The 16600-nt window shown below is 41.6% G+C and carries 24 protein-coding genes; all 24 read left to right on the forward strand.

Going from position 1 to position 16600, the window contains the following annotated elements; genetic code table 11:
* The first annotated feature begins 3 nt into the window (after positions 1–3).
* The 24 genes from NSQ91_RS14020 to NSQ91_RS14135 all read left to right on the forward strand — a co-directional run bounded on the left by NSQ91_RS14020 (position 4) and on the right by NSQ91_RS14135 (position 16538).
* The gene (locus tag NSQ91_RS14020; RefSeq protein WP_340918341.1) at positions 4–291 is read left to right on the forward strand and encodes a hypothetical protein; all 288 of its coding nucleotides are present in this window, start codon (positions 4–6) and stop codon (positions 289–291) included.
* Between the two features lie 98 nt (positions 292–389).
* A complete protein-coding gene (locus NSQ91_RS14025; RefSeq protein ID WP_340918344.1) occupies positions 390–641 on the forward strand; it encodes a hypothetical protein in 252 nt (83 codons plus the stop codon).
* On the forward strand, positions 628–780 hold the full coding sequence (locus NSQ91_RS14030; protein ID WP_340918347.1) for a hypothetical protein: 153 nt from the start codon (positions 628–630) through the stop codon (positions 778–780). Before NSQ91_RS14025 ends, NSQ91_RS14030 begins: the two co-directional genes overlap by 14 nt.
* A gap of 26 nt (positions 781–806) precedes the next feature.
* Positions 807–1463 (forward strand): hypothetical protein, encoded by a 657-nt coding sequence (locus tag NSQ91_RS14035; protein WP_340918351.1) that lies wholly within the window; start codon positions 807–809, stop codon positions 1461–1463.
* Positions 1464–2082: 619 nt separating this feature from the next.
* On the forward strand, positions 2083–2439 hold the full coding sequence (locus NSQ91_RS14040; protein WP_076189983.1) for a hypothetical protein: 357 nt from the start codon (positions 2083–2085) through the stop codon (positions 2437–2439).
* A complete protein-coding gene (locus NSQ91_RS14045) occupies positions 2436–2777 on the forward strand; it encodes a hypothetical protein (protein WP_076189984.1) in 342 nt (113 codons plus the stop codon). The genes NSQ91_RS14040 and NSQ91_RS14045 overlap by 4 nt, the downstream gene beginning before the upstream one ends.
* 16 nt (positions 2778–2793) lie before the next feature.
* Positions 2794–3258 (forward strand): hypothetical protein, encoded by a 465-nt coding sequence (locus tag NSQ91_RS14050; RefSeq protein ID WP_076189985.1) that lies wholly within the window; start codon positions 2794–2796, stop codon positions 3256–3258.
* 713 nt (positions 3259–3971) lie between these two features.
* Entirely contained in the window at positions 3972–4646 is a 675-nt protein-coding gene (locus tag NSQ91_RS14055) for a hypothetical protein (RefSeq protein ID WP_076138813.1), read from the forward strand.
* 2 nt (positions 4647–4648) lie between these two features.
* The gene (locus tag NSQ91_RS14060) at positions 4649–6460 is read left to right on the forward strand and encodes a terminase large subunit domain-containing protein (protein ID WP_076189987.1); all 1812 of its coding nucleotides are present in this window, start codon (positions 4649–4651) and stop codon (positions 6458–6460) included.
* Between the two features lie 75 nt (positions 6461–6535).
* Positions 6536–7270, forward strand: coding sequence for a hypothetical protein (locus NSQ91_RS14065; protein WP_076189988.1), 735 nt, complete (start codon positions 6536–6538; stop codon positions 7268–7270).
* A 129-nt stretch (positions 7271–7399) separates the two neighbouring features.
* Positions 7400–7936, forward strand: a complete 537-nt coding sequence (locus NSQ91_RS14070; protein ID WP_076189989.1) for a hypothetical protein — start codon at positions 7400–7402, stop codon at positions 7934–7936.
* 276 nt (positions 7937–8212) lie between these two features.
* Complete coding sequence (locus NSQ91_RS14075; RefSeq protein ID WP_076189990.1) at positions 8213–8488, forward strand: hypothetical protein; 276 nt, start codon at positions 8213–8215, stop codon at positions 8486–8488.
* Between the two features lie 118 nt (positions 8489–8606).
* Positions 8607–10067 (forward strand): hypothetical protein, encoded by a 1461-nt coding sequence (locus NSQ91_RS14080; RefSeq protein ID WP_076189991.1) that lies wholly within the window; start codon positions 8607–8609, stop codon positions 10065–10067.
* A 5-nt stretch (positions 10068–10072) separates the two neighbouring features.
* Positions 10073–10285 (forward strand): hypothetical protein, encoded by a 213-nt coding sequence (locus tag NSQ91_RS14085; RefSeq protein ID WP_340918360.1) that lies wholly within the window; start codon positions 10073–10075, stop codon positions 10283–10285.
* Positions 10286–10359: 74 nt separating this feature from the next.
* Positions 10360–11649, forward strand: a complete 1290-nt coding sequence (locus tag NSQ91_RS14090; protein ID WP_076189993.1) for a hypothetical protein — start codon at positions 10360–10362, stop codon at positions 11647–11649.
* Between the two features lies 1 nt (position 11650).
* Positions 11651–12019 (forward strand): head decoration protein, encoded by a 369-nt coding sequence (locus NSQ91_RS14095; RefSeq protein WP_076189994.1) that lies wholly within the window; start codon positions 11651–11653, stop codon positions 12017–12019.
* A gap of 15 nt (positions 12020–12034) precedes the next feature.
* Positions 12035–13048, forward strand: a complete 1014-nt coding sequence (locus NSQ91_RS14100; RefSeq protein WP_076189995.1) for a major capsid protein — start codon at positions 12035–12037, stop codon at positions 13046–13048.
* Positions 13049–13062: 14 nt separating this feature from the next.
* Positions 13063–13452 (forward strand): hypothetical protein, encoded by a 390-nt coding sequence (locus NSQ91_RS14105; protein WP_076189996.1) that lies wholly within the window; start codon positions 13063–13065, stop codon positions 13450–13452.
* A complete protein-coding gene (locus tag NSQ91_RS14110) occupies positions 13442–13876 on the forward strand; it encodes a hypothetical protein (RefSeq protein ID WP_340918368.1) in 435 nt (144 codons plus the stop codon). The genes NSQ91_RS14105 and NSQ91_RS14110 overlap by 11 nt, the downstream gene beginning before the upstream one ends.
* Positions 13876–14445, forward strand: coding sequence for a hypothetical protein (locus tag NSQ91_RS14115; RefSeq protein ID WP_076138802.1), 570 nt, complete (start codon positions 13876–13878; stop codon positions 14443–14445). The genes NSQ91_RS14110 and NSQ91_RS14115 overlap by 1 nt, the downstream gene beginning before the upstream one ends.
* Positions 14442–15020, forward strand: coding sequence for a hypothetical protein (locus tag NSQ91_RS14120; RefSeq protein WP_340918370.1), 579 nt, complete (start codon positions 14442–14444; stop codon positions 15018–15020). The genes NSQ91_RS14115 and NSQ91_RS14120 overlap by 4 nt, the downstream gene beginning before the upstream one ends.
* A complete protein-coding gene (locus NSQ91_RS14125) occupies positions 15017–15451 on the forward strand; it encodes a hypothetical protein (protein WP_340918375.1) in 435 nt (144 codons plus the stop codon). Before NSQ91_RS14120 ends, NSQ91_RS14125 begins: the two co-directional genes overlap by 4 nt.
* A gap of 73 nt (positions 15452–15524) precedes the next feature.
* A complete protein-coding gene (locus NSQ91_RS14130; protein ID WP_339248235.1) occupies positions 15525–15713 on the forward strand; it encodes a hypothetical protein in 189 nt (62 codons plus the stop codon).
* A gap of 42 nt (positions 15714–15755) precedes the next feature.
* Positions 15756–16538, forward strand: coding sequence for a hypothetical protein (locus NSQ91_RS14135; protein WP_339248238.1), 783 nt, complete (start codon positions 15756–15758; stop codon positions 16536–16538).
* The last annotated feature ends 62 nt before the right edge of the window (positions 16539–16600 follow it).

The following is a 16600-nucleotide window of genomic DNA, read 5'->3' on the forward strand; positions in this document are numbered from 1 at the left end:
GATATGAGCAAAGCAGTAGTATTTGGAGTTTCCAAGGAATCGGTAGGCGCAGCAATGGACCAGATTAAGAAGGTCAACGAAGACAGCGTGATGGTGTTGGCGCCCTTCGTAGGCAGCATGTCAACGCATGCACCTGCCAAGAAAGGCAAGACCAAAGGCTATTATCGGATCAAATGTGAGATTTGGATTCCAGAGGATGCGATAGAAGGCGAGGGAGCACTCACGGACTTTGGAGCATTCGCTGTAATGCGGCTGCCGAAAGCCCGGATCAAGGACCACATGAAGGATTAGGCCGAAGGCCATCGAGTCAGACCGAATAATCCCAGTGATAACGGGGGCCGGATAAGGTTTACATAATCTGCTCCCCATAAAGAGAGGAACAAGACACTATGAAGCTAATAGATTCGAATAAACTAATGGCTTGGATCGGAGACCAACAACAGAGTTATCTTAAGCCGGTACTAGAGCGATTGATTGAGGAAGGCGCCTTAGAGAATAAACCAGGGGACATCTATCAAGCGAAGATAACGACCATCAAGAACAAGAAAGGCATTCCAACAGTAATTGAAATGGACGGTCGCATTTATACTCTACAACCATCATATGAACATAAGGAAGTGAAGAAGAATGCCAAACAATGATATTAGTGATTTTAACTTGTTCGATGAAGACTTTGAAGAATTCCAGCGCCGAGGCAGGGAAGCTTACGGAATAACAGAAGATCAATTATCCGTAGTAACACCGTACGAAATCCACTCTATACTGACAGTAAATATATAAGACAGCCGTAGAGAGGAGAATTTTCCATGATTGAGGTATTACCAGCAATAGAGAGCGATTTTAATCCAAGAAATGATGTTGAATTGATCTCTAAAGTTTATCAAGTACAATTCTTTGAGGATGCAGATACAGAAGATATTCGAAAAACAATCTGGTTATTGAATATCTATAGAACCATCAAGGGATTGGTGGATAGTTATGAATTTGTACTAAACCAAAAATCTCAGAATGGCTTGAATGAATTCGATATGTCAGGAGTAGAAGGAGCTGTAAAACGTCTTAGTACTAGCGATCCAGTGTCAAATTTACCAGCTAACGTACTTATAGCTAAAGAAGCACGTCATAATAATTATCTACTCTATAAACAAATTACAGAAGCCGTGGCACACGCCGCAAATAATGTAAAAGATCCACATGAAAATAAAATTGTACAGCTACTTTTTGTTGGAGATAAAAAATTCCGGTATAAAGATGCTGTTGAATACATGCGAAGAGGATACAAAACGGTAGCATATGGCATAGAGGCAACAACATTCGCAGAAAAGCGCCGGAAAGTCATTGCTTCACTAGCAAACACACTGCTGTTCAATGGCACTCTGGACTTTGTAACAATCGATTACGGACGGGGCCGAAACAAAGAGGGAGAAATAGGATTAAGACAACTGAGTAACTGCGAAGGGTAGATGCCCTAAGCGGTTATTTTTTTGTTATTTAACATAAATAACTTCATTATCCGTAGCGTAGCGGTATCACTCGCCAAATATAATAAAGATACCGAGGCGAGAGCTTCCGTACTACTCCATATCTGGTTGCGGCAATCTGTGACGGGACATCACACCGCAACTCATACCCGAACACCTCCTGGGCAACCGTGATCTCAGCGGCTAAAGATATGGATCGAGAACGTGAACCGGATACGTAAATAAATAACCGGGTCGAACTACTAATTGGAGACAGTGCACAGAGGGGAATACCCCGAAGTAATAAAGGTGCACATTGTTGCCCAAGCCGGGGCATGGCGGATTAGCGGTAGCCGCATGTTATAAATTACCGCGTACTATTAAACTTTAATACCGAAGCACTTACGGATAAATAAGTGCATCATAAAAACAGTCGATGGCCTTCTGCAGAGGCACGTGCTAAGGGAACACTCCCGATAAGAGTGTTAGACAAAGCATCATCGGCTATTCTATTATGTTATCCTAACAAATAATTAGAAAAAAGTTTTGAAAAAGAGGAGTTAAAGTCTGAATGTTGAATAACCATTATTAAGACTGAGTATATAGTATAGAGGAGCCATTTATGAAGGAGTTCATAAATCAAAAATATCAGTTAGCAAAGATTGAAAAAGATATTGCGGAAATCAGAATATTAGAAAAACAAAAACACGATGAAATAGAATCTTGGGGAAAAAAGTATTTTACGAAATCAGTAAGAGAAAATATCATCGAAGCTATAAAGGCGGATGAGGAACAAAATAGGATATTGCCTTCACTGATTGAATGCAATGAGAAATGGGAAAGCGGACAAATTACTTACACCGATGTTATAACTTTTTCCACGTATGATTCACGTATTCAAGAAATTGAGAGCAAGGATTACAGCCATACTTTTATATCGAGAATACATAAGATTATTTTGGGGGGCGGGACAAAATGACAATATCCTTCGCTCTTATTATGAATAAAAGTATAAGATTTTCAAAATTAGTTAAAATTACTGAAAGTTATTTTGGAGTAATATCGAAAAAAATTGGTAAGTTTAATGCAAATTGCATTAATCTAAATGATGGTTATTTAATTGATATTACTCCGAACAAAATCCACTTTATCTTTTTAGGACAGATGGATGGTATGGTTAAAACAAGATTAATTAGTGAAATTAATATCTTTGTATCCTTATATCTTTCAGATCAAACAATTGCCATAAAATGGTACACTCCTGAAACTAGTTTTTTATTTAACGACATGCAAATGGACAACATGATTTTAATTTAATCGGAGGAAATTTATCATGAATAAAGATGGTCTAGAATTACTGCTTTCTGGTCACAATTACAGATATTTGGAAGACGTGAAGGAAAACGCAGAAATTGATATGTTCGAAGTTGATATAGATCTTCCTGGTGGAGTTTATATTTGGTTTCAAGATGATGTGAATTGCTTAAGACTTTTTATGCCAAGAATTATTGAAGTTTATGAAGCTGTACTTCCTTTTGCGTATAAAGAAATTAATACTCTAAACTTCGAATCATTTTACGGCGCGCTTTCAATAACAGGGAGTAAAGAAAAAGATAATGAACAAGTTAAATACTTTCTGAATTACATAAATGCAGTACCTCTAGCCCGCGAAGAAGGGATTTATCTAAGTTCTGAAGAGTTTGACGAATACATCACTTATATCAGATATTACGTATCAAAAGCGATCAAAAGCTTAAGTGATATTGAAAGGTCCTTTACAAATGGCCTTAACGTATAGACTTTTACAAATGTGTGCTTTTCTTTTTTTTACAACACTAGGTGTAATTAGAGTTTTTGATAATGAATTCCCTTTTTTAACTTTTTTGAATATAACCTCTCTAATACTTTCGTTACTTGTAATGTTATATACTGTAAGAGATAGAGCATTAAATTTATTCTTGCCTCTAAACAAAATAAATTATTTAGATCATTTCATTTCTATTTTAATGATTGGAACAATCTTAGTTTTCATTATATTGTGTATATTTGCATATTTTAATCTTATTTCTACTTCGCTTAGTGATAGTTTTGCGATTTTTGCATTAGGTATATCACTTTCTAATGCTTGGTTATCTGAAGTATTAATAAACATAATAACGACTATTTTATTTAATTCAGAAAACAATAAAGATCTACCTTCATGACTATATGCTAAAAAAGTGTGAAATTAAGCAGTAAATCTGTATCTTTTAAATGATAAGATATAACAAATCTATCTTTACCCAAGAGCGCCCAATGAGGCGCTTTTTCTATTGCTCAGGAAAATTTTCCTTAACGGTATGTATGCTTGTAAGCCTTCTGTAACGTTACAAGAATTACAAGCTAAACCCTTATAGAATAAGGCGCTTCATTATATGCGTTCAAACCTGTAACGCTTCAAACGTTACAAAGTGCCATTACAAGCGTTACAAAACGTTACAAACGTTACAAGAATAGAAAGGGGTATGAGAAGTGGCAAAACCATCAAAGATTGAAACATTAGGATGTCAGGAAATAGTGTGGGCTGGAGTACGGAACGGAAAAACTGTCCGAGCGATCGCCGAGGAATGTTCTGAATGGGCTAACGAGCAAGTATCACATACAGCTGTAGCGAAGTATGTCAAAGAGAAGGGGACGGCAGAACAAGCCAAGAAGAAAGATGCAATTGTGGCTGACCGCAGGCGTGTGATTAAGACAGTTCATCAGGAGATAGATATTATTCAAACCAACCTTGATGCAACCAAACGCCTCATTGATCGATTTGAACTGGTGGACGATCTACCGAAGTTGTTCAGAGAAGAGATGGATGAACTCATAAATAAACTCATGGAAGACGGCGAGGAGTTCAACTACGTGAGTTTTATTGAAGGCTGGCAGAATTCATTTGAAGTGGAGTTGCGTCGAAAGGTAGTTGAAATCGTTTCACTTAACCGTGAGGTACGCGAGAACATGAAGTTCCTTGTTGCATTAAGGGAGAAGGCGTTCCAATTCGAGCTGGTACAAGAGTACATTAACATCTTCATGGAGATATTCCAGGAAGAGTCTAGTGATGGAGCTTATGACCGTTCGATCATCCGTATATCCGCCAACCCACGTATGAAGCAACTGATTGATCAGCAGAAGCTCTATACAGGCGGCGGTGAATAAATGTGCTGGCTAAACTGCATGAACAGATCCGTAAAGCTGCTGAAGCAATTGGAGGAGCGAAAGGCCCGAAGCTAAAGTACATTGATTTGGCTGGAGAAATAAACAGAAAGATCGAAAGTGAATATAGAGATAATCCAGCAGGCCTTAAAGAACTCAAGGGAAACCTTGATGACTTTGAGGCCTTTTGTTTTGAATTCCTGCGGATTAAGACTAAGACGGGGGATATCGTACCACTCACGCTGAACAAGGCGCAGAAGAAGCTTGCCAAAACAGTATTCGACCAAATCAAGTCAGGCAAGCCGGTGCGTATCATCATTCTTAAAGCACGGCAAATGGGGTTCTCCACGACAACCGAGGCCATAATCTACTATTTATCTTCGTTGCAGGAAGCAAAGAATGCGTTCATCGTAGCTCAGGACTCCAGCGCATCTGAAAACCTTTATGATATGTTTCGGCTTTACTATGACTACATCCCCGAGCATATCAAACCTATGCGTAAACGGAATAACAGCCGCCGCCTAACATTCGAGAGTCCGGCGATGAAGGACGTTGACCGTAAGAAGGAGCCGGGGCTTAAATCCAAGATCACGGTACAGTCAGCAGAGAATCGCGTCCTTGCCCGTTCGGAGACAATTCATTACCTTCACATATCAGAGTTGGCTTTCTGGCCGGAGAACCGTAAGAAGAAGCATCTTGCTTCCCTGTTCGCTGCGCTATCAAAGGAACCGCGCACCGTTGGTATCATCGAATCAACAGCAAATGGTATTGAAATCTATAAAGAGATGTGGGATAACGCGGTAGCAGGGAAGAATGACTATATCCCTTTGTTCTTCCCATGGTTCGATATGCCAGATTATCGCATGAGGGTTCCGGCTGACTTTGAGCTCACTAAGGAAGAAATTGAGCTTAAGACTAAGTTTGACCTGGCTGACGAACAGCTTGAATGGCGGCGATACACAATTCGCAATGACTTTGAAGGCGATGAGAAACTGTTTCGTCAGGAGTATCCGTCCACACCAGAAGAAGCGTTCCTCGTCACCGGTAGAACAGTATTCAATCAAGATAAATTAGATGCTATGTCGAAGCACACCAAAAAAGGAACGAAGTATTCAATCGTTATTCCTCCTGCTATTGAAGGCACAGGTTACGATTGGACAACTGTTAATTTCATTGAGGATGAGCGTGGAGAGTTTGAAATCTTTTGCGAATATGATCCAGACAAAGAATACTGCATAGGAGCTGACGTAGCTGAAGGGTTGGAGGGCGGCGATGCTTCGGCAGCCTATATCATTGATGCTGAGACCGGAGAGGATGTTGCTGCTGTTTACGGACAAATGGATTTGGACATCTATGCCAAGCAATTGGACTATGTGGGTCGTATGTATGGCGATGCTTTGCTTGGCGTTGAAACGAACAATGTGGGTCACAGTGTCATTAACACGCTGCTGAACGTGACATTTTATCCAAACCTATATCATCATGACTCCTATAACGCAGAAGCTGGAGCCAATGAGAATAGACCGGGATGGCCGACAACAACAGTTACCCGCCCTATTCTGGTTGATGCAATGATCGAAGGCATCCGCGAAGGAGTATGGCGAATCAACGATGCCAATCTGATCAGTGAAATGAAGACATTTGTCCGCAATAGGGCTGGTAAGCCGCAGGCTATGGGCAAGGGAACATTAGGCGGATGTAAGGATGATAGAGTCTTAGGCTACGGAATAGCCCATCAAATGAGATTGCGACGTCCGCCGAGCATTAAACACATAATGTTACCTTCTATAGGTGGCATAACTATCAAACGTTTATAATTACCAAATTATTCTTTAACAACGCTAAAACATTTGATAGAATTGGATCAAATTCTAATGAATGGAGAACATACTATGGTAATTAGCAGAGCATTTAATAAGGAAATTCAATCTTCTCTTAATTCAAAATATCTTTCGAGTGAAGACTTTGAAGTTTCAACAAAAAAAGAACAAAAAGGCGGCTTAAGTGTTACAATTACTTATTTGTACAATCCACAATACGAGTTCTATTTTAAGTCAGGAGATCAAATAAATATCGTTAGAAGACCTGGAGAAATGGCTGAAAACGAAAGTCTTGTCGTCACGGGAAAAGACGGCATATTAACGGCTATTTACAAGTGGTTAAAGAATATTGAGGCAGAAACCAAAGCTGCCCCAATTTTAAGAGAAATTATGGAGCATAAAGTAGAGGTTGATTTACAAATATCTGAATTAGAAAATTCAATTAAAGATATAGGTCAAGATGACTTTACTAAAGATGAGATATCAAGCTTGATCGAGAAATTGAACAAATTCCAAGAAGAGTTTGAATCTAGGCTAGAAGAAGAAATTCAAGACAAACAGAAATTAAGAAATGAGATCAACAATATAGGGAACGAAATAGAATTTCTCAAGTCACAAATACAGCTTTTAACCAAGCAAAACTGGGTGAAATCATTACTGGTTAAATCAATAAACTGGCGCAAGCGGAATCCGCAAGCAATGAATACTTTAGTAAATTTAACTAGAGAGATGCTTCCGGAAGGTGTGAGGGAGCACATTCCTGACGCTGTAGTAGATTTAATAGCACCAACAAGTGAAGATCATTAATTTTCATATTAGCACGAGACAAAAAATCACCTTGTTTTTTTGTCCATGCTTCCTAGTATTGGAGGTGTTACAATAAAGAGGAATTAAGTTCGTGATGCATTGTGTAAGTAAAATTAAAGGGGGATTTTTGTGAGCATCCATGACTACCTTGATAGACTTGAAGGAAATAGCAAACGTCATATCTTGTTAATTGTAACTCCGAAAGAAAAATACCCAATTAACTTTTTAGACGAAAACTACTATTCGCTTGAAAACTCAATTCTTCAAACACCTAAAGAATACATGAGTTTATATGGCGATGATCCAAATGAAATTATGCATTATGTAGCTTTCAGAGAATACCTAAGACCTATAATTTGTGATAAATACAGTGTAGCTTATCAAACTACCGATAAAATTAAAAGGTCAAGAGAAGAAGAAATTATCAGCTTCATCGTCGCAAAACATTTCTACGATAATGTGCCAAGCGGAATTAAAAAAGAAGATGCTGCAATATCTGATGGTCTAATCTTGGCTGAGGACTTCTTATCTAAATTCCCATTGAATAAATTTGAACATGTTTTAGTGAAAGTAGGTAAGAATAGCGATGAAGCAAATGTTTTGATAGATATATCTTTCCAAAACAGGACTGACAATTATTATTTTGATCATGTTTATATTCATTAAAGAAAAAAAGGAAGACAATAAATGAGCCAATTAAAAAACAGAGGAATTTGAAAGTTTTGTGGCTATGGAGTTAGATGTTTATGTATATTCTATCGAAGACATCAATGGATCTCCTGTGGAAGTGGGGTTAATAACAGATTTTAACCCATTGAGAGATACTGTATATGTCAATAACCGCCCATACGATCAAAAGGAATACGTGTTTTTAAATCAAGGAGACCTTTGAAAGGTGAATTCTTGACTTAAAATAATTATTAATAGTGGAGGGAAGCAAGCATGTTAATTGGAGTGGATATATCAGAATATGATAAGAAACACGTCGAAGAAATAATGCTTAGATTGCAAGGGAACAAAGCGACATCTGAAGATTTAGGGTGGATTATGAATATTGCACATCAAAATGTGAGAAAGTTTTCTCATTCTCAACTTGATGATGTGCTAAGGGTGGCGGAGGTTTTAATAAATGGATTGCATCCATTGAACAAAACGATCGATAATAATGAATATGTCATTAAAAAGTTATCTGGAGCGTTCAATATTAAAGAATGGTAAATCCGTAGTGGTAACGTACGAAAATCAAGTTATTATTAATCCATAGAAGTATGAACGAATATAGAAGGTCAGGAAACTTTTCCTGCCTTCTATTTTTATGTCTTGAGGAGGTGAAATCTTGAAATGGTATCATAAAGCATTATATTCATTAGCAAACGCAGTGCTTCCGGCATCGGTAAAGCGTCAGATGATGGGTGTAGGCAGATCAACAGTAACCAGCAACTCAAACAATTGGGGTATCTTCAACTGGTTGCCGAAGAAGTACCAGAACGTCCATAACATCGACTTGACCAAATTACAGAATCATACAGCAGAAGAACTGCTTGAGCTGCTTATCTCTGTTCACCCGGACATTTCGCATGCGTTATATACCTATCTTAGAATGGGTGACACTGAGCTAACCTTTACAGCTAAGAAGAAGTCGGGGAGCGACGATAAGACCGGACAACGGGCGTTGGATGAAATTAAGGAAATGCTTGAAACGCCATTGCCGTCACCTGGTTATCAGCACGGACGGTCCCTGGATAAGCTAGACACTATTCAACGCATGATGATCATGGTTCGTGGGGCGTGTGCCGGCGAAGTTGTCCTGAATGAACGATGCAATGATGTCATTGATATTGTTCCGGTTGATCCGGCACTGATCTGGTTCCGCAGGGAGCCGGTCACGAACAGACTGGTACCGTGGCAATACGTCAAGAACCCGGGCAGCAGGCAGACCGGTGAAGAATGGTTCGGACAGTACAAGAAGATTGACACTCCGACATTCATTTATGAAGAGTTTGATCCAATGGTTGATGATCCATATGGCCGAACGCCATTCCTGCCAGTGCTCCAAGTTGTATTCTTTCACCTTCAGGTGCTTCAGGATTTGAAGACAGTCGTTCATAACCAGGGCTATCCACGCTTGGACATTTCAATGCTTGAGGAAATCATGTTGAAAAATATTCCTTCAAGTATCAAAAACGACCCAAAAGCGCAACAGGCGTGGCTTAAGGAACGAATGGACGAGATGCTTACCCATTTCAACTCACTCAATCCAGATGACGCCTTAGTCCACTGGGATAGTGTAAAGGTTGAATACCTCAAGGGCGGAAATACAGGCCCGATGATCGACATCAAGAAATTGATTGATATCATTGATACCCAAATGGCAACTGGTCTAAAGACACTTCTCACCTTGCTATCCCGGCATCAAGGTTCCACAGAGACATATAGCTCAGTGGATACCCAAATATATATCAAGTCTGTAGAGTCCGCCCGGAGCGTAACCAAACGTTTCTGGAAGCGGGCTTTTTCTATGGCTGTTAGAGTGCGTGGAGTGCAAACACAGGTTGAAGCTGATTATGCGCCGATTGATTTGCGTTCTGATATGGAACGAGAGCGTGATCTGAGAGCAAAGCTTAATAACTACGTACTGGCCGAAAAAGAGCGTTACATTACCACCATAGAGGCTGCAACAGAAGCGCGTTGGATAATGGGGCTTAATCCTAAAATTCCACCAGAACTTCTGGCAGAGCTTGAAAAAAAGTATAAAACCGATCCAAACGAACAGATTCCACCGAATGGAGGTGAATAACCAATATGCAACCAACAGTAGGACGCACGGTTCACTACTATAGTTATGGTACTCCTGGCGGTGAATACAAAAGCGAACCAAGAGCAGCAATTATCACTCAGGTTCATAACGCAACGTGCGTTGACTTGTGTGTGCTTAATCCAACGGGAATGTTCTTCAATCAAAAAGTTGTGCAGGGTCAAGATGGCGGTAAATGGGATTGGCCTGCAAGAGTCTAATTCTGATGCGCCTATGAGCGCGGAGGTGATCAAACATCTAATTGTTAATTACGAGAAGGAGGTGAAATTGGTAAATGGCTAAACCGACAACTGAGCAATTAGCATTAATAAATCAACTTGCTCGTGTTCCACTCTCGGAAGATGAAACGTATGTCTTTCCTGCAAAACTTGTAGGTGATCAAATGATCCCTAATCGTTTTTATCGCCTTACTCCTAACTTTTTGCGGAAAATGGCAGTCCAAGCTAAAGCAGGCGTATCACTATTGTTGGATCACTCATGGGCTAACCTTGGTATTCTAACAGTTCCAATAGGTAGAACCTTTGAAAGTCGATTACAAATGGATGGTGATGAACTGGCGCTGTACGCAGATCATTACATGAAACTCGGCCAAGAAGTCGGAGATATCAAGATTGACCAAATAGCAGATGGTATTGATGCCGGAACTATTTTTGATACTTCAATTGGCTTCACGGTAAGCAGCCAGACGTGTTCGATCTGCGGTCAGGAGTATTTCGGTGGGAATTGCCCTCACATTCGCGGTAGAGAATACGACACAAAACTGTGCACTGTTGATATAAATGACGGTGATCTCATGGAGAACTCACTTGTCTTTGACGGAGCTTATCCGGGTGCTGGGGTAGTAGGCATGAGTAATGCCTCAGTAACTCAATCAAGTGTCAAATGGGAAGCTTTATCTGAAGATGCGAAGTCACTACCAAGTGGAGGACGCGTCTTTTATTCTTTTAGCGGAAAATCTGGGCTTGATGGATTTGTAATCAAGCAAGAAAAAAACAATGAGCCTGAGACACAGGCCAAAGGAGATGACACTGTGACAGATGAACAAAAAGCTGCTTTAGCAGCATCACAAACACAAGCAACTGCACTAGCGGCTGCAAATGGTGTACTCGGACAAGTCCGAGCAGCACTCGGCGTTGAAAATGATGCTGATATCTCAACAAAGCTTACAGCACTGAGCGCGCAGGCTGCGGATGGAGCAGCATACAAAGTCAAAGTTACCGAACAAGCTTGCGGAGCTGGTGTCCGGGCATTGGGTGACGCCTTCAATGTGGAGGCGATGAAAACTGCACTATCCCATCTGCCGGTATCAGAAATTGAAAAGATCAGCGCGACCTATGAAGCGCAAGCACAGGCTGCATTGGGTGGCGGTGGTCGCCACACAGAGGGCGATAATCTTGATCTTCCAGCAGGAGCGGCCAATGGAACACCACCTGTCAATGCACAAGCAGCGGCTCAGAAAACACCAGAGCAACTTAAAGCGGCCGAGAAAGAGGCAGCTAAAGCTGCTGCGATTGCGGCCCTCAAAAACACTGGCAGAGGCAATCTGCTGAAGGAGGACAAGTAAAATGAATGGTTCGCAGTTTAACGGCGCTCCGGGTCCAGGTCCAATCTACACCCAGGAATTTATTGAGGTGCTTGCCTCGACTGATCTGCAAGCAAAACTCCCAGGCGGCGTATTGCTGGCCCAAGGCAACGGAGTGATTAAGAAAGGTACTGTTCTTGGTAAAGTCACTGCTACCAAGAAATTTGTTCCTTATCTCTCATCAGCGTCTGACGGTTCACAAGTTGCGGTCTGCATCCTGGACAATGATAAAGACACTTCGCTCACAGACATCGGCGCTTCGGCGTGGATTGCTGGTATCTTCACGGAATCTAAGTTGACAGGCATTGATTCGGCGGCTAAAACCGCATTGAAACTCTGCTACTTTGTATAAGGGGGAACAATATAAATGGCAAATGTACTCGATCCATACTTCCTAACTGAGGTTGTTCAGAACATTCGAACTGACATCAAGGGCTTCCGAGGTGCGCAGATTCTGACCAATGGCGTAGATTTTAAACCTGAACTTGATTTGACTATTGAATACGACATCACCTATGACGATACTGGTATGACTCCACCAACCGGTCTTAATGATCCTTCACCTATTCACGCAGCGCCTGTTGTTAAACACATGAGCTTTACCAATCAGGAATGGCGTGAAAAAGCGATCATTGATCGTGAGAAGATAGCTATCCTGCGGAAACCAGGGAATGATCTTCAACAAAAATGGGCAGAGGAGTACATGGTTGAACGAATGGTCAATCTCAACCAACGTCTTGAAACCCGATTTGAATGGATGCGGTGGCAATCACTTACAGGAAGTCTTTTAGTGCCACCTACACTTACAATGCCGGCCAGAACTATTAACTATGGGGTTCCATCTAATAACAAGCCGACAGCTGCGGTTCTTTGGAGTAACACTGCTACATCTGATCCTTTGGCTGATATTGATCTGTGGGTTCTCAGATTCCGTGGCAGCGGAGCGCGAGCTGTGAAGATCATTGTCAACAAGCAGATTGACATCTACTTGAAGCAGAATGCCAAAATCCGTGATCTAATTAAATTCACCTACGGCAAAGAAGTAGTTACAGCAGGTCTGCTGTCTGATATTATCGATCAGCAATTGAACGGGCTTCAATACGAAGTCTATGATGGCGGATATGTTGACGAAGCTGGCAACTTCTATCCATTCATCCCAGACAATGCGTGCATTATTATTGGAGAAGGCATGACCGGTTCTATGATGGACTTGGTGACTAGCCCGAACAACTATGAAGATATCTTCAATGGCCATGTTGGAAAATTTGCACTGACGAAGTTAATCCAGGGCGACCCGGATCAATGGCAAGTCATCAACGGCGCAACTGTGCTGCCGCGTCTGAAATACGTCAACTGGCATATCTTTGCTACAGTGGCGTAAGGGAGGGGCATACAATGACAATCGTAAAAGTATTGGTTGATGCCGTAGGAGAATACAACGCCGGGGACATCGTAACAGATGCCCCCGAAGGCCTTGTGGAAATCGCAAAGAATAAAGTTCGGAATGCAGCAACCGGTGAATTGCTGGCTGAGCTCGTGGACAGCAATGACATCGTCAGCGACAATCCATCCGACCGCGAACTGGAACTTCAGGTTCAACTCGAAGAGTCCAAAGCACGTGAAGCGGAGCTACTGGAACAAATCGCAATGATTCAAGCGGATGGGGAAATTAAGGAACTGAAGGCTGCGGCCAAAGAACTGAAAATCCCTGGTTACACCAAAATGGACGCTGACGAGCTGAAGAAGGCTATCAACGAAGCCGGTGGTGGCGAGGATGGCAAATAAGATCCTCATCACGGATACGTACCATGATGAAGTGAAAGGGCGTCTAGGAGTCGGTGAGGATGTAATATCCGATGCCGACATAGACGCCCTTTCTGTTTTACCCATAGCAGAAGCTAAGGTCATCAAAGAAGTACCCGACTATGCTGACTTGGTTGAGGATGATAGGAACTATGTATATGCAGCGGCTGTAAGTATGGTCGCTGCCATACTGGCTCCATCTATGACTGCAAGAATTGCAAAGTCCAAGAAAGACTTCGATTACTCCATTGAAAATCAAGTTGTGGATTGGCGTGCATTTGGAATTCAATTAATTGACGATGCATATGCGCTAATTGATTTGATATCCACTGTGACACCAGGAACAGATGCCCCGATATTTGGCGTTGCTGGACCAACACGATACAAGGAAAGGCGGCGTTACTGATGTTCAAACAATTCGCTCACCGCCACTCTCCGTGTTCTGTAAACGGCGATCCGGATGTAGTTATACTTTCTAGGGATACCCGAGCAACAACGATTGTCGGCAAAGAATACATGTACAATGGTTTATTCGCTCCAACATCGCTTGTGAAACCGGGAGACTTAATCGAAAACGGTGATACTTTCTTTGTTCAAACCTTGCGTCCAACCACTGAGAAGGATAAATACTGTTCATTGATCAAAACCAATGCAACAATAACAGTCGAACGTTACTCGCAAAAGTATGACGAAAATGATAATGCCATCGGTGACGAAGAGTACAAGCCAGTTGCAGAGAATGTTATCGCTTTTGCTCAATACGTCACTGCACGACTACGCCAAGACGATCCTGGGTTACTACCCTCCACAACTTACACGTTGCAATTACAAACAACGGTTAATATAAAAGACCCTCAAGACGCCATCCATCCAGATCAGGTTATTCTCCACGGCAAGGCTTATCAGGTGGATGCCGTTGATGTAGTTAAATACCCCAATCTACTGCATGTGCAGTTATCGGACAGTGTGCGATGATCACCGGATATGATGCTACAAGGGCGTCTAAGGATTTAGAACACAAGCTGTCTCTCCAAATTACCGGGTTAACAAAGATTGTCCTACTGACTGCCAAGGGTGGTATACGATACTATCCAGCAGTACGAGATAAACTTAAAATGGAAATGTTCGTACTCGCTAATCAAATGATCTCAGGAGATATTACAGCAGATTACTGGCAGGCATGGCTTGAACAGTTTGGTAAGGGATCTTTAATGGCGGACGCCTCACAAAACCCCGGTTTAGTTACTTACATGAATTCTGATGCGTGGAATCGACTAAGATCACGCAGCAGTAAGGTGGTTGTAGGGCGTGGACAAGGGAATTACAAAAGCATAGATGGTACGATGCGTTTCTCAGGCGGTGGCTATGCTGGAGTGGATCTGGAGGAGCTAGCAGAACGCGGAGATATTGACCCGAAGTTCAAGCCAACACCACCGACCTATTTTCTACGGATCGCATTACAATCCAACCGTAATCGAATCCTACAAGGGATTGCGGAGGTAATTGAAAACTTTCCATACCACAAGTACTTTTTGGAGGATAAGACATGAGCCTTCATTTGATTGATGCTATACAGAACACACATAAGGATGACACGGTGTTTATGGCTATGCTGAAGCTTACGCCAACTGCAAATAGCGAACAGATGGCAACTCGCTTCACAAAAGGTGTAGAGCCTGAAATAGTAGTGACAAAGGAAACCTTACCACATATTTGCCAGTACATTATGCCAGGGCAATACGGACGAAACCCGTTGGTCTTCCAAGGCAAGTTCTGCCTCGATTTTTATGGCAAGACTGGTTATGAAGCAAAACTACTATTCGAACGGTCATTCGAACTTTTGCATGATAGGCGGATTGTTCAACCTAAATTCCATTCATTTTTGTGCGTGTTGGCCTACGATGGTGACTTTGCAACCGGAATCAGCGGTGTAAAGGGTTATAAAGGTATCTATGATATCGACTATATCCGCATTAATTAAGCATGGTTAAAGCATGAACGTGATTGTAAAGTGTAATTGAAGTAATATGGAAATAAGGAAAAGGGGTGATACGGTGACAGAGAAACCCGAACTTAGGAAAGAGCCGACAGAGCTTGAGGAACTTGTGAAAGAAAAAGTTAAGCTGGCTAAAAAGCTCGGACTAATGGAGCAAGGTACGCAACCGATTGAAGGATATAAAGAAACGAACGATTACAAACGGATTAAAGAAATTGATTTAAAACTATGGGAACTGATCAAATAAACTGATCAGTTTCTTTTTTATTACCCAAGGAGGGATACACGAATGCAGGAACCATTAGTATTTGATGGAGTCGGTAAGATATGGATGAGAGATTACGATGGGACTCTAAGATACATTGATGAAAAAATTAACAGTGTGATGTTCGCACCGCAGTTCTCTTGGACGAAAGTATTTGGTGGACAGTCCGGCTATGCATTTCACTTGACCGCACAAGATTTGCAAGATGTGCTTACGATTGAGCTGCCGCGTTATTCTGCTGTAATTGCTGAGATTTCTCAAGGGGCAGAGACAAAAACAGGTCCTGTTGAAATCGATGAGAACGAAGAAGGCATTCTCGGTGCTACTGGATATGCCATCGAAGGAATTGAAGCATTTGGTGGTACGTTTGTTAAGGATAGCGACGAAGTCTATCTTAAAGCGGCAGATGGAACGCTAAGCAAGCTTGAAAGAGTTGCTTCAACACCAACCATTGAGCAATATGCAATTTCGGCCGACGGTGTTATTACATCTGCAACAGGGAATTTGAACAAAAATGTGATTGTGACCTATAAATGGTCCAAACAAGGAACATCCAGCAACTTCAAAGGAACACGGCGTCCTAAACCATTTAAGTTTGTTCACCGTTTTGAATTGATAAATGACCGAACAGGTCAACCGGTGCAGGTGCAGTTGACGGTATACAAAGCTGTAGGCGGCGGTACGCTGAATGTTGGAGCTGCACGTAAGACTCCTAGCACAAGCACTCTTAATCTGGAGGTTTTGGAACCAGATGTCACTCCAGATAATCCAGAAGGTATTGCAGCAACTATTATCTTCGTAGACTAGAAGCAACAATTAACAATGACGTCCCTCGCTGTTATAGCGGGGGATTATCTATTTTGAGGAGG

It is taken from the genome of Paenibacillus sp. FSL R7-0048 (assembly GCF_038004505.1).
In the GTDB taxonomy this organism is placed as follows: domain Bacteria; phylum Bacillota; class Bacilli; order Paenibacillales; family Paenibacillaceae; genus Paenibacillus_AQ; species Paenibacillus_AQ odorifer.